This window comes from Rothia sp. HMSC066H02 (assembly GCF_001814995.1).
In the GTDB taxonomy this organism is placed as follows: Bacteria; Actinomycetota; Actinomycetes; order Actinomycetales; family Micrococcaceae; genus Rothia; species Rothia mucilaginosa.
The window spans coordinates 152,678-178,215 of the sequence record NZ_KV818673.1 but is presented as its reverse complement, the minus strand read 5'-3'; the positions used below and the strand labels follow the sequence as shown (position 1 = coordinate 178,215).

Here is a 25,538-nt window from a genome sequence, read left to right as displayed (position 1 = left end):
GCCCCGCACTGTACGTACAGTGCGGGGCTCCGCTGTTATGTTCTTATCGCTTAGACGTTGAAGCGGAACTCGACCACGTCGCCGTCCTGCATGATGTAGTCCTTGCCCTCCATACGGACCTTACCGCGAGCCTTCGCCTCCGCCATGGAGCCAGCCTCATCCAGGTCCTTGAAAGACACAACCTCAGCCTTAATGAAGCCACGCTCAAAATCAGAGTGAATCACACCAGCAGCCTGCGGCGCAGTATCACCCTTATAAATCGTCCAGGCGCGAGCCTCCTTCGGGCCAGCAGTCAAATAAGTCTGCAGACCCAGAGTCGAGAAGCCAACGCGAGCCAGCTGATCCAGACCGGACTCATCCTGACCATTCATCTCCAGCATCTCGCGAGCCTCCTCCTCAGACAGCTCCACCAGATCAGCCTCCAGCTTCGCATCCAAGAACACAGCCTCAGCCGGCGCCACCATGTCACGCAGCTCCTGCTGCTTCTCCTCAGACGCCAGAATGCCCTCATCCGCGTTGAACACGTAAATGAACGGCTTAGCAGTCAGCAGGTTCAGCTCCTTCAGGTGAGCCAGCTCCAGCTTTGCATCCTTCGCACGAGAAATGATGGTGTCACCATCCTCCAGGATCTTCTGCGCAGCCTTATAAGTCTCCAGCTGAGCGGCGTCACCCTTCTTAATCTTCACAGCCTTCTCCAGACGCGGAATAGCGTTCTCCAAAGTCTGCAGGTCAGCCAGAATCAGCTCAGTGTTGATGGTCTCCATATCGGATGCGGGGTCGACCTTGCCGTCCACGTGAATGACGTCCGGGTCATCAAACGCACGCACCACCTGCGCGATAGCGTGCGCCTCACGAATATTCGCGAGGAACTTGTTACCCAGGCCCTCACCCTCAGAAGCGCCCTTCACAATACCCGCAATATCAACGAACGAAACAGTCGCAGGCAGAATACGCTCCGAACCAAAAATCTCAGCCAGACGGTTCAGACGCGCATCCGGCAGGTTCACCACGCCCACGTTCGGGTCAATAGTCGCGAACGGGTAGTTAGCCGCCAGCACAGTGTTGCCGGTCAGAGCGTTGAACAGGGTGGACTTGCCCACGTTAGGCAGGCCAACAATGCCGATAGTTAGAGCCACAAGTTTTCCTTCGAATCATGTACCCCGCCAAACACTCAGAATGCGCCGCGTAAGTGATGCGGCGGGTGCGGGCGGGCACAGGGCGAAAATGGTGCCCGCTTCCAAGCGCGACACCGCCTGTCTCGGGAAGAAACGGGTGCGGGGCGCCTGCGGGCATAGACACTACCATTCTACCGTGTTCGCGCAGGAGCCGCCCCGAGTACAGGGATAGGCACCGGTTAGGAGAAAGTGAAGGCGAAAAACTGAGGCGAGGAAGCACCATCGCTCCCCCGCCCGAATTATTGAGAAGCAGCGAGTTAGAGCCAGCCGTTCTCCGTGGCGATACGCACCGCATCCTGGCGAGTCGACGCACCCGTCTTCGCCATCGCCGCCGACAAATAATTACGCACCGTACCCGCCGACAAAAACAACGCCGACGCAATCTGCTGAGCCGTACCACCCGACGCCGCCTCACGCAGCACCTGCGCCTCACGCTCCGTCAACGGAGAAGCACCCGTCACCAAAGAATCCGCCGCCAACGACGGATCCACCACACGCAACCCCGCATGCACACGACGAATCGCCTCCGCCAACTGGCGAGCACCCGTATCCTTCACCACAAAACCACTCGCACCAGCCTCCAACGCACGGCGCACATAGCCCGGACGGCCAAACGTCGTCACAATCAGCGTACGCACCGGCTCACCCGACTCACTCAAAGCACCCGCATCACGCAACGCCGCAGCCGCCTCAATACCATCAGCCAGCAAAGTACCGGGCATCTGCACATCCAACAGCACCACGTCCGGCTTCAACAGGGCGACAGCACCCAACACCTCATCACCACTACCGACCTGACCCACAATCTGCAGGTCAACCTCCAGGCCCAGCAGAGCGGCAAGAGCCTCACGGATGAGCTGCTGATCGTCAGCGAGCAGAACACGAATCATGGGGGCCTCCCTGGGGTGAAGACGGGGCAGAAAATAGCGGGCAGCACAACCGCGTGAGGTTGTCTATCACCACCATACAGGGGCGGGTAGCTCCCCCGTCCAGGGCGCGGCGCCAAGTTCCACAATCTGCAGAACCTACCTACAGCAGTGAGGTGTCGCCGTCCATGCTCACACGGATGCGCGTACCCACCCCACCGCCAGGGTTCTCAGCCAGCCACTGCTCGGGCGCCGCCTCAATCACCACGCTACCGCCGGACGCCGCCACACGCTGAGCCATACCCGTCAGACCGTTACCGCGCGCATCGCCCACACCCACGCCGTTATCGAGGATGTCCAGACCGGTTGCGCTCAGACGCACCCGCGCCGCGTTCGCACCCGAGTGGCGTACCATGTTCGTGACCGCCTCACGCAGAACCCAGGAGAACAGCTTCGCGTTCACACCAGCAACCGCGAGCGCGTTCTGAGCCTCCGGCAGTTCGGCGCGGATACCGGCGGTCTGCAGGGCACGACCCGCACCCTCAATCTCACCCGAGAAGTCGGGCACACGCAGGCGCGTCACGGTTGAACGAACCTCCGCCAGGGATGCGCGGGACAGCTGCGCGATTGCCTCCATCTCGGCGCCGGCGCGGGCGGGGTCAATCTCCAACAGGCGCTGCGCCAGCTCCGCTTTGAGGGTGATGACGGTCAGGGAGTGGCCGAGCACGTCGTGCACGTCGCGGGCGATTTCTTCACGTTCCTCGGAGAGCGCCAGGGAGGCACGTGCTACGTCCGCGCGTTCGCCCAGCTCAATCAGGTAGGAGAAGCCCAGCATGCCCACCATCGGTGCACCGATAAAGAGGGCAATTCCGCCGTGCGCGGTGACATCAAAGCCGGTGCCCACCATGAAAATTAACCAGCAGACCAGGGCAATCGTCGCCGCTACACCCAAGCGCAGGCGGTACGGAGCGATTGTGCCAAAAATCCAGAACGCCACAAAGTACATGCTGAACGACAAGAACACCGTATACGCCGATTCCAGCCGCAGCGCCGTCAGGCCAGCCACAGGCAGAGCCATCAGCACCGTCCAGATGACGCTTCGACGCACCGTGGAGGCGACCGGCACCAGCCACGGCACCGCGTACGCCGAGCAGTTCACCACCGCAAACAGCGCCACCAGCGCCACACCGGCCCAGCGCACCGGCCCCAGCTCCGGGGTGGTGAGGAAGCTGTCCAGCGGCATGAGCAGAAACACCAGCCACGGGGCGCTAAAGCCCAGTGCCAGCCAGTTCACGTTGCCGCTGCGTTCGCGGTGGAGGAAGCGGAAGCGGTGCTTGCCCAGGGTGCGCTTCGCGGCGGAGGGTGCCGCCTCATTCTCTGCGTGGGGGTGTTCGTTCTCGTAGGAATGGGTGTGGGTTTCGGTCATGGTTCTAGCCTAACGTGCGGGTGCCGCGGGTGCAGATGCTACCGGTGCGGCGGTGTCAGTAGCGGCAGTGTTAGTAGATGCAGTGTGAGTGGATACGGCTTCCGCCGCAGCCTCGGGAGCCCCTGATACTACGGAACCCGTAAGACTGCGGCGGGAAGAAACATTTAGCGGCGGGTTGCGCGGCGCATCAGCAGGGCAGAAACACCCAGGAAGATCGCTGCCCACACTGCCAGGCTCACCACTGCGTACCAGAGCGGCTCGGTCACGAACCAGTCCTCACCACCCAGAATAATGGTCTGACCTGCGGTGAAGGGGTAGCGAGCAATCTCGGCGGCACCGTACAGCGGGGTGAAGCGTGCGTACTTCAGCAGGTCGGTGCTCAGCGGGGAGAACACGGTACCGAAGAAGCTCATAATCACCAGCAGACCGTTCGCAATGGACACGGCGTTCTCGTTACGAATCAGCAGACCCATCATGATGCCGTAGAAGGCGAACACCAGACCGCACAGCACCGTCAGCGCGCCGGCGGCAAGTTGCTGGTTCACAGGGATCTCAACACCGGTAAACATGCCCACAATGTTCACCGCAATCACCGGCAGCGCAGAAATCACCAGGGCGGTCAGTGCCTTCGCGCCCAGGTACTTGCCGGTGGTCAGCGGGGTCAGCGCCAGCTGGCGGTTCCAGCCGCTGGAGAGCTCGGTGACGGTGCTGCCGCTAATCGCCACGGTGTTCTGCACGGCACCATACAGCGCCATGCCAATCATGACGTAGGCCGCTACGTTGCCGTCGCCCATCTGCTGGGAGGAGTAGTCCTGCATCGCACCGAAGAGCAGGAAGAAGACAATCGGCAGTGCCACGCCGAAGAAGAAACGGTCGGTCGAGAGGATAGAAGCGCGGATGTCGTAGAGTGCGTAGCGGAGCATGATGTTTTCCTTGAGGTGTGTAGCAGCGGCGTAGCGTTTAGATGGTCTGATGTTTAGGCGTCGGATGCCTTGGAGGCGGCGGCCTGCTCAGTCAGCAGGGTGAAGGACTCGTCCAGGGAGGGCTTGGTGACCTCCAGGTCGGTGATGCTGTAGTTGTTCAGCAGAGTGCGCAGTACCTGCTCAATCTCCAGCACGGAGATGCGGTGGCGGTACCCGCCGGACTCTTCGGTCACCTCGACCGGAACATCCAGGTCGGTGATGGGTGCGGGTGCGAGGAAGGAAAGGTGGCGGTGGCCGGTCAGGGCACGAATCTCGTCGGAGGAGCCGTCAGCGATGATGGAGCCGGATTCCATGAGCACGATGCGCTGGGCAAAGTTCTGTGCTTCTTCCAGGTAGTGCGTCGCAAAAAGAATGGTCGTTCCACGTTCTGCGATGGCTTCCATACGTTCCCAGAAGGTGCGGCGCGCATTCACGTCCATGCCGGCGGTCGGCTCGTCCAGGATCAGCAGTTCCGGCGAGTGCATGGTCGCCAGGGCGTAACGCAGACGCTGCTGCTGGCCGCCCGAGCACTTGCCGACCTTACGCTTAGCGATATCGGTCAGGTCGGCGCCGGCGAGTACCTCATCCACGTCAATGGGCTTGGGGTACAGCGCCGCAATCATCTCGACCGTGGCGCGAATCGTCAGGTCCTTGAGCAGGCCACCGGTCTGCTGCACTGCACCGAGCAGACCGGCGCGTGCCGCCTCTGAGGCGTTGCGACCGAAGACGCTCAATTCGCCGCCGCTGGGCTGGGTCAGGCCAAGAATCATGTCGATGAGGGTGGTCTTGCCTGCGCCGTTGGGGCCGAGCAGGGCGATGATTTCGCCGCGCTTGACGGTCAGGTCAATCGAGTCGACGGCGACCACGGTGCCTGCCGCGCGGGTGGTGAAAACCTGGCGGAGGGAGCGGGCAGAAATAACGGTTTCTGCGGTGTTTTGCTTGCTGTTCTGAAGTGCTGCGGTGTTCATGTTTCTATTACACCGCCGGTTTTCGCGCCGCTGCGGTACAGAGTGTCATGACCTGCACATGACAAATGTCATGAGTTGAGGACATGCGAGCGTCGCGGCCGGTTACGCGAAGCGGGGGCTCCGTCCTCAAGGCGCCTGTGTCAATCGTTATTGGGGCGCCGCAGAAGGGGAACTCCCCCAGCAGCGGAGGCGGTCACGCGAAGCGGGGGCTCCGTCCTCAAGGCGCCCCAGCGCCGCAGAGGGGGCACTCCCCCGCGTAGCGAGACCGCGAAGCTGCGCAAGAACCCCTACCTGTGCATCCTCATGCACGAAAAACCCCGTGTCTTCTCCCCACACGGGGAAGAGGACACGGGGTCATAAGCTAAAAGTCTTAGCGAGTGGGCTTAGCGCCGCGGCCACCGAGCTGGCGGCCAACGTTCTCATCATTCTTCAGGGCGGAACGCAGTTCCTTCGGCAGGGAGAAGAGAATGTCTTCCTTCGCGGTCTCCACCTCTTCGATGGTGCTGTAGCCGTACTCGGCGAGCAGAGCCAGCACCTCCTGAACCAGAACCTCGGGCACGGACGCGCCGGAGGTCAGGCCCACGGTTGCCACACCCTCGAACCAGGACTCGTCCACCTGGTGTGCGAAGTCCACACGCTCGGCACGCTTAGCGCCGTATTCGAGTGCTACTTCCTTCAGGCGCACGGAGTTCGAGGAGTTCGCCGAACCGACCACAATCACCAGGTCTGCGCGCGGAGCGATCTCCTTGATAGCGCCCTGGCGGTTGGAGGTTGCGTAGCAGATGTCGTCCGAGGGCGGATCCTGCAGAGACGGGAAACGCTCACGCAGACGCGCCACGGTTTCCAGGGTCTCATCCACGGACAGGGTGGTCTGAGAAATCCAGACGACCTTCTCCGGGTTGCGAACGGTCACCTGGTCCACCTCGTCGGGCGAGTTCACGATCTGGATGTGCTCGGGCGCCTCACCGGCGGTACCCTCGACCTCTTCGTGGCCGGTGTGGCCGATGAGCAGGATGTCGTAGTCCTGCTTGGCGAAGCGCACAGCCTCGCGGTGCACCTTGTTCACCAGCGGGCAGGTCGCGTCAATAGTATTCAGGGAGCGGTCGCCAGCTGCGGAAACCACCGCCGGGGACACGCCGTGCGCCGAGAACACGGTCACGGAGCCTTCGGGAACTTCATCCACTTCATCAACGAAGATAGCGCCCTGCTTCTCCAGGGTCTCCACCACGTGGCGGTTGTGAACAATCTGCTTGCGCACGTAGACGGGCGCGCCGTAGTGCTCCAGCGCCTTCTCAACAGCAATCACGGCACGATCAACGCCTGCGCAGTAACCGCGCGGGGTGGCGAGCAGGACTTTCTTCTCACCGGTGACGGGTGCGGCGGCTTCAACGTCGGCGCGGCTGCGGCGCTCGCGGGGTACGGGCGGCAGGCCCAGGGCAATAGTTTCAGTGGACATGGTTACTATCCTACGTTGTTCGGACTTTTAGTGTGTGATGACTGTGGCACCGCTCGCAGGGCTACGTCCCAGGGCGATGAGGCGAATCAGAATACCGAGCAGCAGGGCGAGGATCGCCAGGACCAGCCCGTAGCTTGCCGCCGCCTGCAAGTGCCCGGTCAGTGACGGTGCAAGCTGGTTCCATACCCCGGTAATCAGCGCCGTTCCGGCGGTGCTGTGGCTGGTAATTCCCAGGGATTCAGGGCTCTGGCCGCCAAACCAGGCTGCGGCGCCCCAGCCCAGCAGTGCGTAGAGCAGAGCCGTGACCACCGGTACCAGGATGCGGTGCCTGGGTGCCAGCAACGTAGCCAGCAGCAGGCTCAGCACCGAGATGATGGTCAGCGGCACGGTGGATTTGCCCAGCGCGGCGGCACGGTTAATGCCGGCGTGCAGGAACCACTCCTGTTGCTCCTGCTGATTGTTGCCGTCCTTCAACCGGTCAATGTTGAGGGTTTCAGGGCCGAGCTTCGTCAGGTCCGGGTCGAAGGAGCCGATAGAGCCGACCTTCGCATCCAGCGCACGGTAGAAGGGGGTGAGCACAATGACGGCGGGGCCGTCCTGGTGTTCGAGGTTGTAGCGGCGAGTTTCCTCGGCTATTTCCTTCCAGAGGCTTCGATATTCTTCAGTTTTTGACAGCTCAGCCGCGGAACGGTTGAGCAGGGAACGTATGCCGTCTTGTGTCGGCTTTACAAGAATGGAGTATAAGCCGCTTTGTTTGGTGCCGTCGAGGAAGGTTGTCATAGCTTCGGAGTTCATGAGGTCTTCGACCGCACCGTCCGCGATGCGCGAGGCGAGCTGCGAATCCTCCGCCAGGGTGGAGGAAATCTGCGAGAAACCGCGCTCTGACATGAGCTTGGAGTTCACCCAGGCACCCGCGGTTGCACCCAAACCGGTCACCAGGGCCAGGGCGCACAGCACAACGGTCAGGAACCTCCGCAAACCTGCCGCGAAGGGAGGCTCCGGGGCAGCCTGCAGTTCAGCCTTGGTGGGGGCTGCGGTGTGGCCGAGCGTGCGCGTGGGCTGTAGCAGGGTGGTGTCTTCATCCGCTGTGTAGGAACCACCCGTGTAGTAGCCGTCCGTGTGGGTAATCCGGGTGTCGACGACTCGGGTCGCGTCCGCCGGGTAGTTTTGCGCGCCAGTACCCGCCGCTGACGAAGCCGCGGCGGTGTTGAGGGCGTTGTTCTGATGTGCTGACTGATCGGGTGAGCGCATGAGCCTAGGGTACCCGCTCACAGTGTTCAAAGCCGATTCGGACCCGCAGAATGCGCCAGAAGCTAAGTTCTGCCTGCACTCCGTGCAAGCTACCCGAGTCGCCAGGCTGACCTGTGAGCAGGCGCATAACCGACCAATCAGGGACAATAGAAGGCATGAACTTCTACAACCCCTCCGCAGCGCAGCCGGCACCCGCATTGGTGGTGCCGCCCGTGCACGAGCGGCAGCTTCCCGGGAAGTCTCAGGAAACCACCGCCACCAACCCCTGGCCCCTCGCCCTGCTCGCGCAGAACCTCAAAAACTATGTAGACAAGGTTCCCGAGCTCTGGGTGGAGGCGCAGGTCGCCTCCCTCAACGGCCGCGGTGGCAACGTCTTCATGGAGCTCAAAGACCTCAACGAAGACTTCTCCTTCACCCTCGCGCTCTTCGGGCGTGCCGGTAGCGGCCTGGCGGCCGATGTGACCGTAGGCGCTCGCATCGTCACCCGCGCCAAGCCGAGCCTGTGGAAGAACGGCAAGCTCTCCCTCATCGGCAAGGAAGTGTACGCGGTCGGCACCGGTAACCTGCACGAGCAGTTGCAGCGTCTGCGTGAAGCTCTCGCCGCTGAGGGGCTGTTCTCTGACGCGAGGAAGAAGCCGCTACCCATGCTGCCGAATCGCGTGGGTCTGATTACCGGTCGCGATTCTGACGCGGAGAAGGACGTTATCCGCAACGCCTCCCTGCGCTGGCCCGGCGTGGTCTTCGAGGTGCGCAATACCCGCGTTCAGGGTGAGGGTGCGGCGGCTGAGGTCATTGCGGCTCTCGCCGAACTGGACGCCCACCCGGAAGTGGACGTCATCGTCATCGCCCGAGGCGGCGGATCCTTCGAAGACCTGCTGCCCTTTTCTGAGGAGGCGCTCATCCGCGCCGTCGCGGCGGCCACCACCCCGGTGGTCTCGGCAATCGGTCACGAGGCAGACTCCCCCATCCTCGATGCGGTCGCCGACCTGCGCGCCTCCACCCCCACCGATGCGGGTAAGCGCATTGTGCCCGATATTTCGGAGGAAACCGCCCGCATCACCGAGGCCCGCGCCCGCCTGGACCGCGCGGTGCTCGGCTACGTGGGCATGCAGATGAACTACATTGCCCAGCTGCGTAGCCGCCCGGTGCTCACTCACCCGGAGTCCTCCCTGCTCATGCGTGTGGAGGAGCTGAGCCAGCTACGCGAGCGCGCTCACCGTTCGGTGCAGCACCGTCTGGAGCGTGAGTCGGCGACTCTGTCGCATACGTTGGCGCGAGTGCGTTCGCTCTCGCCTGCGCAGACGCTCAACCGCGGCTACTCCATCGTTCAGGATGCCGCGGGCGCTATTGTGCGTGACGCTTCGGCACTGAGCGAAGGCGAGCAGATTATGGTACGCGCGGCGACCGGTTCGGCGCAGGCAACTGTGACTTCTACGAATCCCTCAAACATCTCCTAAACCTCGATACCCTTACGTTTTACCCCTAGTTTTATCCCAAGCTTTTACCCCTGAAAGGTTCCTCAATGAGCGAGAACATTAGCTTCAACAGCGCCGAGCTGGGCGCCCCCGTCGAAACCCTCGGCTACGAGCAGGCGCGTGCCGAGCTGGAGCAGGTCGTGCGCCAGCTGGAGTCCGGCGCCAGCGACCTGGAGACCTCTATCGCCCTGTGGGAGCGTGGCGAGGCGCTTGCCGCCCGCTGCGAGGCGTGGCTGCAGGGCGCGCAGGAGCGCCTGAACGCGGCACGCGGCGCACAGGCTGGTCAGGAGAACCTGGCAAACTAAAGCCGCTTCCAGCACCCGCTCTGGCACATCCTCCAGCCGTCAAACAGAAATAGCCTGCCCCGCAGCTCATCAGAACTGCGGGGCAGGCTATTTCTGTCTATATGTAGCAGAGGCGGGAAGGCTAGTGCTTCTGCTTGTAGTCAGCCATGAAGTTGCCCAGGCGCTCCAGGGCGCTGGTGAGGGTCTGCGTATCGGGCAGGAACACCAGGCGGAAGTGGTCCGGGTCCTTCCAGTTGAACGCGCGGCCGTGGCTGAAGAGAATCTTCTGGCTCTTGAGCAGGTCCAGGGCGAACTGCTCATCGTCGGTAATGTCGAAGCGCTCAACATCAATCTTCGGGAACAGGTAGAGCGCGCCGTCCGCGCTGGTGCAGCTGATGCCGTCAATCTCGTTGAGCATCTTGTGCGCCAGGGTGCGCTGCTCGTACAGGCGGCCGCCGGGAACGATCAGCTCGTTAATGGACTGGTAGCCGCCGAGCGCAGTCTGGATTGCGTGCTGTGCCGGGACGTTGGAGCACAGGCGCATGGAGGCGAGCAGGTGAATGCCCTCAAGGTAGCTTGCGGCGTCCTTCTTCGGGCCGGTGATTGCGACCCAGCCTGCACGGTAACCGCAGACGCGGTACGCCTTGGACAGGCCGGAGAAGGTCAGGCAGAGCACGTCGTCGCCGGTGAGGGTTGCCATGTTGATGGCCTCTGCGCCATCGTAGGTAATCTTTTCGTAAATCTCATCAGAGAACACGACCAGACCGTGTTCGCGTGCCACATCCACAATCTGCTTAAGCACGGAACGCGGGTAGACGGAACCGGTGGGGTTGTTCGGGTTAATAACCACGATGCCCTTGGTGCGCTCGGTAATCTTCGACTTAATGTCTTCGATGTCCGGGTACCAGTTGTTTTCCTCATCGCAGAGGTAGTGCACGGGCTTGCCGCCGACCAGCGCGGTGGCTGCGGTCCACAGCGGGTAGTCGGGCATGGGGACCAGGATTTCGTCGCCGGTCTCGCACAGTGCCTGCAGGGTCATCGGGATCAGCTCAGACACACCGTTACCCAAGTAGATAGATTCGGTGTCGAGGTTCATGATGCCGCGGTTCTGGTAGTGGTGCACAATGGCGGTACGTGCCGAGTAGAGGCCGCGGGAGTCAGAGTAGCCCTGAGTTTCAGGCAGGTGACGAATAATATCCATCATGATGGCATCCGGCGCCTCAAAGCCGAAGGGCGCGGGGTTACCAATGTTCAGCTTGAGGATGCGGTGGCCCATCGCTTCCATGCGATTGGCCTCATCCAGAATGGGGCCGCGGATGTCGTACAGGACGTTACTCAACTTTGAGGACTGACGGTACTTCGTCATGATGATTTACTTTCTAGGGTGATCCAAAATGAATTGTGCTGCGTCGTCATCTGCGATGGGGTTGGAACCGCTAGTCAGACGCAGCAGGAACGAGAGGTTACCCGTGTCTAATGTAGATGATACGCGGTTAATTGCCGTCCGGGCGCTATCTGGCAAGGTACGGCGGATAATGGGCACCAGTTGCTGCTGCAAAAGTGCCGTTGACGGGTCCTCCAGGGTGACCAGGCGGTTCTCTTCAATCGCGGAGTCGCTACTGTGCAGCAGGGTCACCTGCACGGTGTCGGAGGTCAGGGCTTTAACTCGCTCGGCGGGGTTGTCCTGAATCTTCGGGTCGTGCACACGGTAGCGGTAGAGGCTACGCAAAGAATCCACGCCGTAGGTGCCGCTGGAGTACCCGGTCGGAATAGAGAACGCCAGGGAAGACTGCACCTCACGCAGGTTCGCGAGGGAGTTGAGCTTGTGGCGGGCACTCACGGCGCGGGTGGTGACCAGTACATCCTTGTTGGTGGCGTGGGCGCCGTTAAGGAGCATGAGCTCTTCGGGCAGGATGCGCGAGATGGCGTTGGTCATGTCGGTGGTGCTCATGGCGCGCAGGTTGATGGGGTCTGCGGAGCGGGTGGAGCTTGCAGTGGGGCTTGCGGTAGCGTCCGTAGCATGCGCGGAGGCGGTGCTCTCCTCCGCGGTGGGGGTAGCTGCCGGGGGCAGGGTCACGCCTGCCGCTTGAGCGGAGGCACTCACGGAGGCGGCGATGCGTTCGTTCTGCGCGGCGGCGGGGCTGATTTTGCCGTCGTCGGTCAGGTAGAGCAGTAGGTCGCCGCTGTAGTCGATGACCAGGTCCAACGATTCAAGGGCCGCGGCAGTGGTGCTACCGGTTTCCTCATCGTCGGGCAAAGTTGCGGTAGGGGTGGCGGAGTTAGCCGAAGGAACCATGAGCCCACGCAGGGCGGCGGCACGGCTGTTGTCGGTGTCGACAAGTTCAACGGAGTAGCCAATCTGTCGCAGGGCGCGCGCGTACACGTTCGCTACGGCGCGCATCTCACGCAGAGCACCGTAGCCGATGCGCAGAGTGCCGTAGCTTGATGCGGAAGGGTCCACCTGCGGGGTTGCGTCATTATTCCCGCAAGCGGCAAGCAGCGGCATGAGCGCCAGGGAGGTGAGCGCCGCACGGCGGGTGAGGGTTAGTCGGTTCATTAGGGAAGCTTCCGTGCGTTCTCGTCGGCAAGAAATTCGCGGTATTCGCGTGCCCAGCTGGCGGCGTTCGAGTAGCCCATCATGGAGGCGACCTCGTCGATGAGGGTGCCGTAGCGGATGGTGTCTAGCTCAGCGATGGGTACCCAGCGTGCCGTGTCGGAGGAGCCGTTGATTTCGTGGCGCAGTTCGCCGGTGACAATGTGGGCACGGAAAACCACCCGCAGGGCGCAGAAGGGTAGCGCTTGCGGGTCTTTCTGAGTGGAGCGCACGGGGAAGTGTCCGGCGTGCACGCCCAGAATGTCTTCAATGGCGACGCTGTAGCCGGTCTCTTCGAGGGTTTCTCTCAGCGCGGTTTCGTCGGCCTGTTCGCCGGGTTCCATGCCGCCGCCGGGCAGGGACCAGAGGGGGCTGAGTGCGCGGTCTTCGGGCACCCAGCGGGTCATGAGCAGCTTGCCCTGCTCAATGATCACTGCGTAGGCTGCAGGTCGGGTTTCCATTGCTAATGCCATGGTTTGATTTTACCGTCTATCGTTCGTTAGCGTTTCTTGCCGCGGCGTGCACTGGCGGCTTTGGCGGACTGTCGAGCGTGCTGGCGCGCGTTACCGTTTTTCTTGGCGTTGGCGCGCTTTTTATCGCGTGCTTCGCGGCGGGCGTTGGCGGCTCGTGCCTTCGCTTTTTCCTTTGCCTTTTCGGCGGCGATACGTTCGGCGCGTGCCTGTCGGGTTTCGCTACCGCGCTCGCTAGTTGCGGTGCGGCCACGCACAATACCGATGAAGTCCTGCAGGAGCGCTTCGAGCTCTTCGCTGCGCGGCTCGCCCTTGGGGGCACGCGGCCACACCAGGTGCACCGGGTAGAGGTCCAGGCCCGCAACGGGGCGATAGGTGAGGTCCTTGCGGTGGTAGAAACGCGCAATGGACATGGGCACAATGTAGAGACCCACACCGGCGGCAACCAGCTCGATGGTTTCCTTATCGGTCAGACCTTCGGGCACGATGCGACCGGCGTTCTCACGCCATGCGCGGGAGACTTCCTCATAGGCGGGAATATCGGAGGCGGGCTGCAGCAGGAACTCTTCGGCAAGCTCCTCCACGGGCACCTCATCAAGCACGGTGAGCACATGGTCCACCGGCAGAATGACCACGGGCAGCTCCTCGTAGAGGCGGATGCTGTGGTACTTCTCGCCGTCGGTGCTTGCCGGTTCGCGGTCGGGGCGCACAATGCTCATGTGTGCGAAGGGGTTCTCGGGTACGTCCTTACGCTCAATGGGGGCGTGCTCGGTAGCCTCAGCGCTAACCTCGGCGGGCGCCTCGGATACGGCGGTTCCCTCTTCTGCTGACCCAGCGGCGGATTCAACGGAGGATCCAGCGGCGGATTCACCGGAGGATCCAGCGGCGGGGTTATCGGCGGGATCAATCAGGCACAGGTCCTGATGCAGGGAGTCCAGGCCGCGCGCCTCACGCACGGGCACCTCCGCCAGCTGCACGCGGTCGCCGTAACGCTCGTGCCAGCGGTTGAACCACTTACCGGGCATAATCGCGGGCACGTAGCTAATGCGCAGCACAGAGCGCTGCAGCACGGGGACGGGCAGAGCCTCCGGGGTCTGGATCATTGCCAGCTGCTCGGGGTGCAGGTACACGCGGGTGGGCGCCTCGGCGGGCGCTTCGCTTTCTACCTGGTCGGTAGCGTTTTCGGGCGCGCTCTGCTCGGGGTCGATTGCGGTGAGGGCAGAGTCGTTGACGGGCTGCTCTTCGGGGGTGCCTGCGGTGGAGGATGCGGATGAACTCATCCCTCCACGCTAGCACATCTTGGGCGGGGGCATTGAGGGCAAGTGAGCGGCTTCAACCCGGCGAGAGTGCACTTATACCCCCGCTGAAGCTATAACTAGTTCTCGGCGATGTTATCCGCAGTGTTCTCAACGGTTTCGCGGTTAATGCGGCGTTCGCGCAGCTGAGCCACAATGACCAGCACCGTAATAACAATAGCGAGGGCGAGCGGGAACATCCACGGCTCCAGGCCAAGCGCGGCAAGAATTGCAAAGCCAATGGTGGTGTAGATAGATGCCCAGATGAAGGTTCCAACCAGCATCGCGGGAACCCAGCGGCGCAGCGGCATTTTCGTGAAGCCGGTCGTGATGATAACCGCGGTTTGCAGACCCACGGTGAGAAAGCAGAGGGGCACAGCAATAACGCCCCACCGGTTAATCAAGCGGCGCGCTTTACGGTAGAGCGGGCTGTCCATGGCTTTGCGGATGCGGTCGAGGCGAGCGCCGCCTTCAGCAGCGAGCGCGCCAAGAGCGTACACGATGCTGGTGCGGACGATTCCGACCACCCACATGAAAGCTAGGGCAACCTCAATCGGGAGTGCGTCAAACCAATCTTTCACCCGGCTATTCTCTCATGAGTGGGCGATATTGACCTGATTGAAGGTTCTTTGAGGCTTCTTATTCGACATATAGAGGTGGCAGAAAAAATTTTTAAACTTTTTTCAGCCGGGGGCTATTGCCTCTTGTCGCCTGCAATGGCGCGGATTTCACTTAGGTAAACCTTAGTTTATTGACAGGGTGTCGCTATTTTCGGCTTGTCACCCACGCGGGAATTAGGATATATTTTTATTACCGAATAGGGCAGGCCTTGTGGGAAGGCCTTCCTAATCGGTCTAGAAGACTTTCTTCCTGTGTGTGATGCTAGAAAAGGAACCCCATGGACGGGGTTCCTTTTCTTTTTAACTTCTTCCCAATCATCCCCAGGCATACAAAAACCCCGACAGTGTGAACTGTCGGGGTTTTATGCGTGTCTGGAGCAAAGTCTACTTCTTACCCTGGTTCTTGTCCTGACGGTGCAGAGCACTCAGCGGCTTGGGCAACTGAACCGGGTTCCAGGTGTTACTCACAGCCTCAAAGGAGGAGCCGGCACCGGGGTGACGGTTCGTCGAACGAACACCACCGGTCACAGTAGCACCGGTCGAAAGAGCCGGGTCATTCAGCGAGGCGATATCCAGCGCGTCGAACTCGGAATCATCCAGGACATCCGGCAGAGGAATCTCTTCGGGAATCTGCTGAGCGGGAGCCTGAGTAGCAGGTGCCGCAGGCGCCTGGCGGACGGGCGAACCGTCGCGCAGAGCCTGGCGAGCCACCGGCTGATCCGGGTGAATTGCTGGCTGCTGAGCAGGAGCTACTACCGGCTGTGCAGGTGCCTGAGCGGGAGCTTGCTGAGCCTGAGCAGGCTGAACGGGCTGTGCAGGCTGAGGCGCTACCGGCTGGGCAGCAGGTACCGGCTGAGCGGGAACCGCAGGTGCCTGAGCGGGCTGCACAGGCTGAGACTGAGCCACCTGAGGCTGACCCGCGGTACGAGGTGCAGCAGAGGAAGCAGCGGAGCCGCTCTCCTGATCAAAGAGCACGCTACCGCGGCGAATCGGCTGGAAACGGCTCGGACGCTGCTGGCGGTGCTCAGTACGATGAGCCGCGGACGGTTCGGTAGAACGAGTAGGTACGGAACGGGCAACACGAGAAGGAGCCTCATCGGAGGACTCCACCGCGATGTGCGCGCGGCTCGGGCGTGCCGCCTCACGGTTCACACCGCCGGCAGATTTGCGGGTAGCGGCCTCACGGGCAGCCGGGCGAGCCTGAGGCTCAGACTCTTCCGCAGCTTCAGCTACAGGAGCTTCAGCTTCCAAATCTTCTACCGGCTCGGAAGCGCCATCGTAAGCTTTTTCAACATCAGATTCTTCGTCCTCAGATTCGCTCTCAAATGCTTCTTCTGCCTCAGCCTTGGCTCGGCGCTCATCGCGGTTCGCCTTGACCTGGGTCTCAAGAGACTCCAGCAGACCGAAGCGACTGACAGCCCACGTGCCACCGGCAAGAATCAGGAAGAGAACAGCCCAACCCCACGCCAGCACACCAAAGAGCGCCAACAGGCCGGTGACCAGGGCAAGAACACCCAGACCAGCTGCAACCAGCAGGGCAATACCGCTCGGGCTCGAAGTATCAAAGTAGGACAGAGGCGAGGGCTTTGCGTCCTCCACGACCGGAATCTCATCCGTGTACGGGGCAGTCGGGGAAGATTCGCGAATCTGCGAAATAGAAGCCGTATCGGGCGCAGGCTGGGCGGAGTCCTCCACCGTGTGGGAGGAACGGGAAGAAGCCTGCGGAAGAGCGGAAGAGGGCAGGGAGGTACCCGGAGCCACCGCATGATCGGAGGACTGGTACGCCTCCGACTCATTCAGCAGCACACCCGCGGAGGCGAGAATATCCTCTGCAGTACGCTCGGCGCTAATCAGGGGACGCTCGGGTTCCATGGCGGGACCAGCGGGCGCGCGACGCAGGCTCCTGGGCACAAACCACAGCAGCAAAATCACGGTCAGAATTACCAACACACCCGAGGTGTTCAAAAGCGTCATATCAGGTCGCCCTCTATCGTCCCTATATCCCTAGACTTTAATCATACCCTTATATTCCCGATGCTTTCCATAAGCGGCAAGAATCGGGCTGGATATGCGCATATACCCCGGAAGGAATATGCATCCGAAGATGCTTGTGCATGTTCAACGCGAGACCATCGCCAAGCCCTCACTCAGCGATATCCCACGTACGACACAAAGGAAGGCGCCCTCCCTCGGGGCTAACGCCCCACCAGAAAGAACGCCTTCCTCAGCGTGGTTGGTATTTATCGGTTGCCCTCACGAGAGGGCGGGTGCAGAGTGCTTAGCAGTTCTCTGCAACAAAGTCCTTCAGCCATGCGCGCAGGTCGTCACCGAACTCGGGGCGCTCAGCAGCAAGAATAACATTTGCCTTCAGGTAGGACAGCTTGTCACCGGTGTCGAAACGGCGGCCCGAGAAGACCACACCGTAGACACCTTCGCCTTCGCCCTCACCCTGGGCCAGGGTCTGCAGGGCGTCGGTCAGCTGAATCTCGCCGCCGCGGCCCGGAGCGGTGTTCTCCAGAACCTCGAAGACCTTCGAGCTCAGAACGTAACGGCCAATCACAGCGTAGTTCGAGGGAGCCTCATCAGCAGCAGGCTTCTCAACCAGACCGGTGATCTTAACGAAACCATCCTCGCCCTCAACAGCCTCAATAGCGGCCGCACCGTAAGCAGAAATAGCCTCGCGGGGAACCTCCATCAGAGCAACGACGGAACCACCGGTACGCTCCTGGACCTCCACCATGCGAGCGAGCAGGTCTTCCTTCTCATCAATCAGGTCATCGCCGAGCAGAACAGCGAATGCTTCATCACCAACGTGGCGCTTTGCGCGCAGAACAGCGTGGCCCAGACCCTTGGGGTCGCCCTGACGCACGTAGTGCAAATCGCCACCGAGCTCATTGGTCTCAACAACAGATGCCAGCAGGGCGTCCTTACCCTGCTCAGCGAGCTGCTGCTCCAGAACGGGAACGCGATCGAAGTGATCCTCGAGAGCACGCTTGTTACGGCCGGTAATCATCAGAACGTCGTTCAGACCGGCACGAATTGCTTCCTCCACCACGTACTGAATCGCGGGACGATCGACGACGGGGAGCATTTCCTTGGGGGTTGCCTTCGTTGCGGGCAGGAATCGGGTGCCCAGACCAGCAGCAGGAATAACTGCCTTAGTAACAGACTTAATTTCAGTAGCCATGCCACAAGAATACCCTAAGTTGTAAAGTACTCAATGCGATTTATCGACACTATGACATGAAAAAATCTTCAACGTGACTAACTACATATCGGTGAAGGCACATTCTTCGGGCTGTAGAGAAAATACCTTCTTCAGAGCCCAATGCTATTTTCTGTAATCCCTATACTAAAAAGTAGAATCTACAGCCCAACAGAGTAGGTTGCTTTTTGCCATCTACAAGAACGTTTTCACCCTGCCTCGAAACGCCCCTCAGCGCGGAGGCATCATGACCCAAACCAGCCAATCTAGCCCATAGAACCGCTCTCCCCCGCCCCGCATAAGACCTCACCCGCAAAGACGATGGGAAACACCATGAACCTCAATACCGCAGCCGCCACCAGCAACTCCGACGCCGGTGCCAGCGCAGACGATATCTCCCTAGACAAAGACATTCTCCGCTCCCAAATCCGCCCGCGCCGCCTCACCGCACGCAGCCACCGCGGCGAACACGGCCAGCAGCAGATGCAGGAGCTCTTCACCGCCCACATCCTCGAAGCAGTCGCGCAGCGGGTCCACTCCCCCGGCACCATTGCGGCATATCTGCCCACCAAATCCGAGCCGCCCATTCTTCAAGCCCTAAACGCTCTCCATGAGCAGGGACACCGCATCCTCGTGCCCGTCGTGCGTCCCGGCCGCAAACTCGCCTGGGTGCACTGGGACCCCGCCGTTGAACATCCGCTCAACCCCATGGGAATCCCCGAACCCGAAGGTGAAGAACAGGACTCACAGGCATTCGTGAACGCCGATGTGCGCCTCATCCCCGCTCTCGCCTTTGATGCTGGCGGGCACCGCCTCGGTCAAGGAGGCGGCTACTACGACCGGATTATCCCCCTGCTCAGCGCACAGCAACTGGAGGAGCAGAGCATCGGTGTGGTCTTTGCTGACGAAATTTACGAAGCTATCCCCTACGACCGGTGGGACGCTATTCTGCCGGTGATTCTCACCGAGCGGGGCATTTTCCACGCTCACCGGCAGGGCTAAAAGCACCCGACTCCCCATGCCCGGTTCGCTCTTGATTGACACCCCGAATCTTTATGCAAAACGCAAAGATATGCAGGAACACACCAACAAAATCACTCACGAAAAAGGCGAAAAGAAACAGAAATAGCTATTTGAGAAGAAAACGCAAATAGCTCCCAACCTTTCAAAAGCGGTACACTCAAACCACGTTAATAAACCATCCCAGCGAAAACGGATACAGAAGGACAAAATGCCGGTCTACGTTTACCAGTGCAAGAATTGCAACCACGTCTTTGAACAGCGCCAGTCCTTTAGCGACGATGCACTGCGCGTCTGCCCGCAGTGCGGCGAAGAAACCTTGCGCAAGCGCTACAACACCGTCGGTGTGACCTTCAAGGGTTCCGGCTTCTACAGCACCGACAAGGGCAACTCCTAAGCGGAAGTTCTACACCAGCCAAAACGAGGGGCGGGGCAACACAGGTTGCCCCGCCCCTCGGCGTTTAAGAAGCACTCCCGACTCGGATGCGCTACACGATATTGTTACCCCAGTGCGGAGGACGCTGCTGACGCATCCATTCCAGACGCTCACGCTCCTCCGGGGTCAGCGGCTGCTCAGATGTAGCCGCTCTCTGAGAACCCGCCTTCTGGGCGTTCTGGTTCTTCTGGGAGTTCTGGCTCTGGGCATCAGCTTTCTTCGCGGAAGCCCCCGCAGCAGACGAGGCACCCGAAGCCACCACCGGAGGCGTCGTCACACCCACCAGCAGAGGCTCAGCCCCGCTCACCGAGCCTCCGCCGCTCACACGGCGGTGACCACGGCGAGGCTTCGGCGTCGACGAATAACTAGCCACGAACCTCAGCGCCCTCATCCATATCCAGGTAGTGCAGCACGCGCGCCACCACAGCATCCGGGTCGGCGAACACCTCCAGGGTGCCCAGCGTAATGTAGTTCCAGCCCGTGCGGCTCAGACGCTCCGGCAGCAGACGGGTACGCTCACGCACCGAAGCACGCGCGTAATTCTGCTCGCCATCAGAGCACGCCACCAGCGGCATAGCCGCCGGAGCACTCGGCTGCGAAGACACCACAGGAGCCACACCCAGCGCGGGCACCGGCTCAGCAGCCAGCTTCTCCGGGGCGTGCGCAATCAGAGCGATATCGCCCTCACCGCGGCTCACACGCACACCGCAAGCCAGCAGGCGCGCCACCAAATCGTTCAGCAGCCAGTCGCCCAAATCCGGGGTGTCCGCATCGTCGGCAGCCAAGAATGCGTTACGCGGCAGGGTTTCCGGCACGCGCTGTGCCTTCGCCTCTGCTTCTTCACGCGCCTGACGTTCCGCGTGCTCACGCAGCAGGTGGTAGAAGTCCACCGCGCCATGATGCAGCTTCTGCGGGTCCAGCTCCGACGGGTCAATGCACGAAACGATGCGCAAGGCACGGCGTGCGCGAGTCAACGCCACCACAAAGCCCTGGCGACCGTGCTCGGCAGACAGCTGACCCAAATCGTACGATGCCTGACCCAGTCGGGCACGGCCCACACCCAGAGAGAAAATCACGGTGTCGCGCTCGAGGGTCTCAGCGCGGGTCAGATCGACCACGCGGAAAGACTCCTCACCAGCGGCGAAGAACGGCGCCAGCTGCGGGTACAGGCTCAGGGCGTGACGCACCGACTCAGCCACACGCTGAGCGTGCTTCGGGCTAGCCGTCACAACCGCCAGCGAACGGTCTGGGGTACGGTAGGCATGCTCCAGTACCAGGTTCGTCACGCGCTCCACCTCAACACCGGGCGAATCCAGGTTCGCGTTATCGCTGACCTTACCGCGAGTATCAATGTACTCAACGGTCAGCGAACCGGCAGGCTGAGAGGAGGCGCGGCTCACCGGAGCCGCATGTAGCTGCGAACCGTAGAACTCACGGTTCAGGTAGTCCAGAATCACCGGGTCCATGCTGCGGTGCAGCATCGCCAGGGTGCGGTTGGGCAGCACGGTAGCGAGCACGTCGAAGGTGCTGTCCAGCTGCTCGTCGGTCGGCTCGGGCGCACCGAAAGTCGGCGCAGACACGATGAACGGCGAGGGGTAACCCGAATGCGGGTCGCCCAGGGCAATCACCTGGTCGGCGCGGGTAATCGCCGGCAGGTTCGCCGCCAGCGGGGTCGACTCGGAGTCCAGCAGCAGCACCGTATCAAAACGCATGGAGGCGGGAACCTTACGCGCCAGGGCGAAGGGACTCGCAGTCCACAGCGGAAGCAGGGTACGCGCCATGACCGGGGCGTGAGTCAACAGCTCCTCGAGCACGAACTCGTAGCCGCGTAGCTGACTCTTCAGGTACGCCGCCTGGTCGTGCTCAGACTCAATACGTTCAGTCCACACGCGCGCAATCTTCGCCAGCAGACGCGCCGGGGCGCTGGTCATGTGAGCGTAGTCGGCGCGACGGAAACGGGACTCCGTATCGCGCAGACGGTCACCGTCCAGCAGCTTACCCTCGTGATGCTGCAGCAAGAATTCCAGGGCAGACTGCCACCAGGCAAGCTCCAGCTCAGCGGAAACAACCTCGGTCGGAACCTGACGTGCGTACAGGTCATCGAGCAGCTCCGACAGGCCGCGCTCACGCAACTTCTGGGTCAGAGCGTCACGCTCAGGCAGGGTCATCAGCAGCACGCGGTCCGCCATGAGGGCGTCCAGGCGCGCATCCAGCACGTCCAGGTCGGTGCGCACAAAATCGGTGCCCTCAACGGTGTCAGCCAGGACAATACCCAGGCCCGCCAACTCAGAAACCAGGGAGTTCAGGGCGTCAGCCAGCTGATCCAGGTTCTCCGGGATCTGCGGGGTGCGGGGCGCCTCAATGTGGCGAATCCACTCGGCACGCTCCGCCTGAACCACCTTCAGCTGCTCGTGCAGGTCACCAATATTCACGCCGGGCAGGATGTACTCCTTCGCCGCGCGGCGCAGGCGGGAACGCTGCATACTGCTCATCTCGATGCCGTTCTCACGACGCCACGCGCCCGAAGCAGTCGCCGCAATCAGGTCGGTCACCGGACGGTCGTAGACGTCCGCGCGGAAACGCTTGAGGGTCTCACGGATGCGCATCAGAATCGCCAGCTGCGACTCCCACTCGGCGATGGTGCGGCCGCGGCGCAGACCCAGCATGGCGCTGGTGCGGTTCATCGCCTCGCGCAGGTTCAGCAGGGAGGACTTGAGGGTAATGACCAGGGCGTACGCCTCGGCGGCTTCCTCGTCATTGACCAGGCGGGCACGGTACCACGGGGAGGTACGCGAAGCCGCCGCAAAACCATCAATCTCACCCAGGCGCACCAGCTCGGCACGCACCTGCTCACGCTCCATGAGCGCATCAAGCATGGGGCGGTCAAAACGCACGCGGGTTGCCGGGCCGTCCTCGGAGGCGGTCAGTTCAGCCAGACGTTGCAACGCCGAGTAGACAGAAATCTGCCAGTTCGAGTCCTTGTTCAGCAGGGCACGAGTGTGATCGAGCAGCGCGGCACGGGTCGCCACGAGCTCTTCGTTCAGGTCCTCAGAGTTCGGCTCTTCCGCACCCTCATTGCGCACAATCGCGCGAATGAACTCGGCGCGCTGAGCCTCAGCATCGTGCTCGGCGAGCAGGTCGTAGCGCAGGCTCTCAATGCCAGTGCGCTTGAGTAGCGCCGAGAATTCAGCGAGGGTAGAGCGCTTCTCGCCCACCACGAGCACGGACTTACCGCGACCCATCAGGGCGGAAGCAATGTTCACGGCGGTACGCAGCGGCTCGGTGCCAGGCGCCGCGGTAATCGTGAAGGAGAAACCGCTGACCGCGGTGTCGATAATCTCCTGGGCGTTAGCGTCAGCGTCCAGCAGGAGCATTTCTTCTGCCGGGTCGCGCTGATCCAGGGGCTGCTGCAGGTTGTGGGCGTTGAGCTCGCGCGGCTTCACGCCGGGAACCTTCAGTGCCGCCAGGTCACGCACCAGCGGGGTGATGGCGGTGTGCGGCAGCTCGCCCAGGCTTTCCTTCAGGTCAGCAAAGGTGGAGATGAAGTACTTCGACTCAATGGTCATGCCCGGAATACGTCCGGCGGATGCGCGCATACGCTCGATAACCGGCTCGGGGTCCAGGCGGGACATGGAGTTCGCCAGCTGCGCCACGTCCATGGTGCCCAGGTCGATGCCGTACTCCTGCTTGATCTGGCGGACCATCGCCGGGTTCAGGCGTGCGGAACCGGCGAGGCGCAGCTCAAAGTCGTCATCCTTCGGGTGCGGAGTGATGCTCAGCGGCGCCATGAGAATCGGCGCAATGAAACGCTTCTCGTAGGCGGCGGCGTCCTCGCGGGTGTCGTGCGACAGCCAGGAGGCGGTACCCGCCACGAAGTAGCCGGAGTCAAGGCCGTGATCGGTGGCGAGTTCGTAGATTTTGGTACGCAGGGTGCGGGCGGAGCGCATGCCCGCCTCGAGCTGCGACTTGTCGCGCAGGATTGTGGAGAGGCGGGTCTTGCGTCCGGCGAGTAGCTGAGCGAGACCGGAGGGGTTCGCTTCGGACAGGTCGATGTGCACGTAGTCGACCTGGTTGAAGTCGAGCATCGCGTCCGGGCCGGTGTAGACGTCCATCTGTTCTGCCCAGCGCTCAAGCCCCGCCGAGGGGTCGAAGTCCTCGTGGGCGGGGTTCAGGTGTGCGGGCAGCTCGGCGATGTTGATTTCGTCGGCTACTTCGTGGGTTTCCTCTGCTGAGGTCGCGGCGGCTGCGGCGGGCTGAGCAGTATCAGCCGGGGTGCCGGGTGCGTGTTGCGCGTCGGTAGGCTCGGGAATCTGGTTCACGTCGTGAGTGTCCTTGTGGGTCAGTGCGGTGTACGTTTGCGCGTACACACCGAAGATGGTGGTTCTTCCGGGGTCCTCTGCCCGGGTGCCTCAAACGGGGCGGGTGTCAGCGTGCGCCTGCATGCTTAGTGTGCCCGCGTGCTTGCTGTCTGTTCCTCTGTGCTTACTTCGACCACATTGCGATGTTCGCGGCGAGTAGCACTACGGTCACCAATACGTAGAAGACCATGGCGGGCAGAAGCGCCCAACGGTACTTGGGCGCCAGTTCGCCTTCCAGGTTGCCGAAGCGCAGGGAGCGGAAGAGGAAGAAGCTCAGGATTGCGCCGGGCAGGTTACCGATAATGACCAGCAGTACGGTCAGGTACAGGGCGTAGGCTCGTTCGGTGCGTTCGTTCTCTGCACCTGCGAACTTGAGGGTGCCGCCCAACAGCAGGCTGAGGCATGCGTTCAGGAAAGCCACGGTGAAGAAGGGAATCTTCAGGGCTGCTTGGAAGTCCATCTGGGAGTTCGCTGCGCCCAGAGCAATCCACAGCAGTAGCAGCGCGGGGATGATCATGAGGTACCAGAACAGGTACTTACGCATCTTCTCGGTGTTTTCGATGAGCGCGAAAATTGCGGTCACAGGGTGTCTCTTTCAGATGATCTCAGGCGGATTCGGTCGGATTCAGGAGGAGTGAGTGAAGGAGCAGGCGGGCACGGTAATGCCTTGTCAGACGTCGATTTCGTCCCCATTGTTGAGAGCGTCTTCCACCTGGTCCTGCAGGGACTCGCGGCGCTCATTCTCAACGAATTCAATGTAGCGGCGCACGATGTAGTCCAGCAGCACCGACAGCGCAACGAAGGAGTAGTAGGGCTTACGCTGGGTGCTGATGTGGGTGGGGGTGGTCTGGTAGTGCAGGGAGTACTCAGCGTGCGAGGACATGTAGTTCACACCAATGGCGGTCACCGCAATCATGGGGATGCGGCGCAGCGCCAGCATCTTAATGTGTTCGCGCATGTTCTCGGTCTGACCGGAGAAAGACACAATGATGACTACATCGTCCTGGGTCATATTGTTCATGGCGCTTTCGAACTCATTACGTGCCGGAATGACGTGGCAGAACTTACCGCAAACCTGCATGGACTTGGCAAATTCCTGCACGGCATTGCGCTGAGCGTAGCCGGTACCGAAGCAGTACACAGTGCGAGCCTCATGGATGCGCTTGAGCAGTCCGCTCAGCTCCATGTGCTCGAGGTAGTCGTAGGTGCGCTGAATGTCTTCGCGGCCGCTCTCAATGAACCGCGGGTTGAAGGGTTCGCTGCGGTTCAGAGAGGACTTAATGAAGTACTTCAACTCAGCAAATCCGGAGAAGTTCAGCTTCTTCGTCAAACGGATAATTGAGCTGGTTGAAGTATAGGTTTTATGTGCCAGAGAGTTGATCGTTGACTCTGCAACGAACTCTTCATTTTCTAGCATGAATGCCAAAATTTCCCGTTCAGTTTCACTGAATCGGTGCTGGTTCGCATTCACGACGTCTTGTAAATCCACTCAAAGCTCCTGAATCCGATGGTGAGCAATATATAAATAGTACACGCTCTAGAGTCATCGGCCAGGGTGGGTGAGGACGGTCATCTATCACTTTGAGTGTGTATGCCAACAGATTTGAGCTGGGTATGCGCCTGGTACGTGTCCGGGTACAGCTTCGCCGGCGGCATCGGTGTTATCCGATACCGCCGG

At 61.4% G+C, this 25,538-nt stretch carries 22 protein-coding genes; 4 read left to right on the top strand and 18 right to left on the bottom strand.

Annotation, left to right across the window (positions count from 1 at the left end):
• Window positions 1–50: 50 nt before the first annotated feature.
• The 7 genes from ychF to HMPREF2999_RS03445 all read right to left on the bottom strand — a co-directional run bounded on the left by ychF (window position 51) and on the right by HMPREF2999_RS03445 (window position 8,104).
• The gene (gene ychF, locus HMPREF2999_RS03475) at window positions 51–1,136 is read right to left on the bottom strand and encodes a redox-regulated ATPase YchF (protein ID WP_005505132.1); all 1,086 of its coding nucleotides are present in this window, start codon (window positions 1,134–1,136) and stop codon (window positions 51–53) included.
• Between the two features lie 296 nt (window positions 1,137–1,432).
• Window positions 1,433–2,065, bottom strand: coding sequence for a response regulator transcription factor (locus HMPREF2999_RS03470; RefSeq protein WP_005505116.1), 633 nt, complete (start codon window positions 2,063–2,065; stop codon window positions 1,433–1,435).
• Between the two features lie 139 nt (window positions 2,066–2,204).
• Window positions 2,205–3,467, bottom strand: a complete 1,263-nt coding sequence (locus tag HMPREF2999_RS03465; protein WP_005505107.1) for a sensor histidine kinase — start codon at window positions 3,465–3,467, stop codon at window positions 2,205–2,207.
• 164 nt (window positions 3,468–3,631) lie between these two features.
• The gene (locus HMPREF2999_RS03460) at window positions 3,632–4,390 is read right to left on the bottom strand and encodes an ABC transporter permease (protein WP_005505105.1); all 759 of its coding nucleotides are present in this window, start codon (window positions 4,388–4,390) and stop codon (window positions 3,632–3,634) included.
• A gap of 53 nt (window positions 4,391–4,443) precedes the next feature.
• Window positions 4,444–5,397 (bottom strand): ABC transporter ATP-binding protein, encoded by a 954-nt coding sequence (locus HMPREF2999_RS03455; protein WP_070675813.1) that lies wholly within the window; start codon window positions 5,395–5,397, stop codon window positions 4,444–4,446.
• Between the two features lie 370 nt (window positions 5,398–5,767).
• Window positions 5,768–6,853, bottom strand: coding sequence for a 4-hydroxy-3-methylbut-2-enyl diphosphate reductase (locus HMPREF2999_RS03450; protein ID WP_070675815.1), 1,086 nt, complete (start codon window positions 6,851–6,853; stop codon window positions 5,768–5,770).
• A gap of 27 nt (window positions 6,854–6,880) precedes the next feature.
• Window positions 6,881–8,104 (bottom strand): dehydrogenase, encoded by a 1,224-nt coding sequence (locus HMPREF2999_RS03445; protein WP_070675817.1) that lies wholly within the window; start codon window positions 8,102–8,104, stop codon window positions 6,881–6,883.
• Between the two features lie 155 nt (window positions 8,105–8,259).
• Here HMPREF2999_RS03445 and xseA point away from each other — a divergent pair, with 155 nt between their 5' ends.
• Together xseA and HMPREF2999_RS03435 are read left to right on the top strand one after the other, a co-directional pair.
• Entirely contained in the window at window positions 8,260–9,561 is a 1,302-nt protein-coding gene (gene xseA / locus HMPREF2999_RS03440) for an exodeoxyribonuclease VII large subunit (protein WP_070675819.1), read from the top strand.
• A gap of 65 nt (window positions 9,562–9,626) precedes the next feature.
• Complete coding sequence (locus HMPREF2999_RS03435; protein WP_049327598.1) at window positions 9,627–9,884, top strand: exodeoxyribonuclease VII small subunit; 258 nt, start codon at window positions 9,627–9,629, stop codon at window positions 9,882–9,884.
• A gap of 121 nt (window positions 9,885–10,005) precedes the next feature.
• Here the strand turns inward: HMPREF2999_RS03435 and HMPREF2999_RS03430 are convergent, their stop codons facing one another.
• From HMPREF2999_RS03430 to galU, 7 genes are all read right to left on the bottom strand, one after another.
• Entirely contained in the window at window positions 10,006–11,229 is a 1,224-nt protein-coding gene (locus tag HMPREF2999_RS03430) for a pyridoxal phosphate-dependent aminotransferase (RefSeq protein WP_005505099.1), read from the bottom strand.
• A gap of 6 nt (window positions 11,230–11,235) precedes the next feature.
• Entirely contained in the window at window positions 11,236–12,420 is a 1,185-nt protein-coding gene (locus tag HMPREF2999_RS03425) for a glycine betaine ABC transporter substrate-binding protein (protein WP_070697711.1), read from the bottom strand.
• Complete coding sequence (locus tag HMPREF2999_RS03420; protein ID WP_005505097.1) at window positions 12,420–12,917, bottom strand: NUDIX domain-containing protein; 498 nt, start codon at window positions 12,915–12,917, stop codon at window positions 12,420–12,422. Before HMPREF2999_RS03420 ends, HMPREF2999_RS03425 begins: the two co-directional genes overlap by 1 nt.
• A 38-nt stretch (window positions 12,918–12,955) precedes the next feature.
• Window positions 12,956–14,206 carry a LysR substrate-binding domain-containing protein gene (locus HMPREF2999_RS03415; protein WP_070675823.1) on the bottom strand — a complete coding sequence of 417 codons (1,251 nt, stop codon included), beginning with the start codon at window positions 14,204–14,206 and terminating at the stop codon, window positions 12,956–12,958.
• A gap of 95 nt (window positions 14,207–14,301) precedes the next feature.
• Entirely contained in the window at window positions 14,302–14,802 is a 501-nt protein-coding gene (locus HMPREF2999_RS03410; RefSeq protein ID WP_070675825.1) for a DedA family protein, read from the bottom strand.
• 423 nt (window positions 14,803–15,225) lie between these two features.
• The gene (locus HMPREF2999_RS03405; RefSeq protein ID WP_070675827.1) at window positions 15,226–16,815 is read right to left on the bottom strand and encodes a hypothetical protein; all 1,590 of its coding nucleotides are present in this window, start codon (window positions 16,813–16,815) and stop codon (window positions 15,226–15,228) included.
• A 304-nt stretch (window positions 16,816–17,119) separates the two neighbouring features.
• Window positions 17,120–18,028 carry a UTP--glucose-1-phosphate uridylyltransferase GalU gene (galU, locus tag HMPREF2999_RS03400; protein ID WP_070675829.1) on the bottom strand — a complete coding sequence of 303 codons (909 nt, stop codon included), beginning with the start codon at window positions 18,026–18,028 and terminating at the stop codon, window positions 17,120–17,122.
• 351 nt (window positions 18,029–18,379) lie between these two features.
• On the opposite strand from galU, the gene HMPREF2999_RS03395 reads away from it, so the two are divergent.
• Window positions 18,380–19,048: a 5-formyltetrahydrofolate cyclo-ligase gene (locus tag HMPREF2999_RS03395; protein WP_246823064.1), complete on the top strand. Its 669-nt coding sequence runs from the start codon at window positions 18,380–18,382 to the stop codon at window positions 19,046–19,048.
• A gap of 229 nt (window positions 19,049–19,277) precedes the next feature.
• The gene (locus HMPREF2999_RS03390) at window positions 19,278–19,463 is read left to right on the top strand and encodes an FmdB family zinc ribbon protein (protein ID WP_005505091.1); all 186 of its coding nucleotides are present in this window, start codon (window positions 19,278–19,280) and stop codon (window positions 19,461–19,463) included.
• A gap of 91 nt (window positions 19,464–19,554) precedes the next feature.
• On the opposite strand, the gene HMPREF2999_RS03385 is transcribed toward HMPREF2999_RS03390, so the two are convergent.
• The 4 genes from HMPREF2999_RS03385 to HMPREF2999_RS03370 form a co-directional block, all read right to left on the bottom strand.
• A complete protein-coding gene (locus HMPREF2999_RS03385; RefSeq protein ID WP_080562533.1) occupies window positions 19,555–19,875 on the bottom strand; it encodes a hypothetical protein in 321 nt (106 codons plus the stop codon).
• A complete protein-coding gene (locus tag HMPREF2999_RS03380) occupies window positions 19,868–23,869 on the bottom strand; it encodes a DEAD/DEAH box helicase (RefSeq protein ID WP_070675833.1) in 4,002 nt (1,333 codons plus the stop codon). Before HMPREF2999_RS03380 ends, HMPREF2999_RS03385 begins: the two co-directional genes overlap by 8 nt.
• 115 nt (window positions 23,870–23,984) lie before the next feature.
• Window positions 23,985–24,443 (bottom strand): cell shape determination protein CcmA, encoded by a 459-nt coding sequence (locus HMPREF2999_RS03375; protein ID WP_070675835.1) that lies wholly within the window; start codon window positions 24,441–24,443, stop codon window positions 23,985–23,987.
• Window positions 24,444–24,530: 87 nt separating this feature from the next.
• Window positions 24,531–25,331 (bottom strand): MurR/RpiR family transcriptional regulator, encoded by an 801-nt coding sequence (locus HMPREF2999_RS03370; RefSeq protein ID WP_256370703.1) that lies wholly within the window; start codon window positions 25,329–25,331, stop codon window positions 24,531–24,533.
• Window positions 25,332–25,538: the final 207 nt, after the last annotated feature.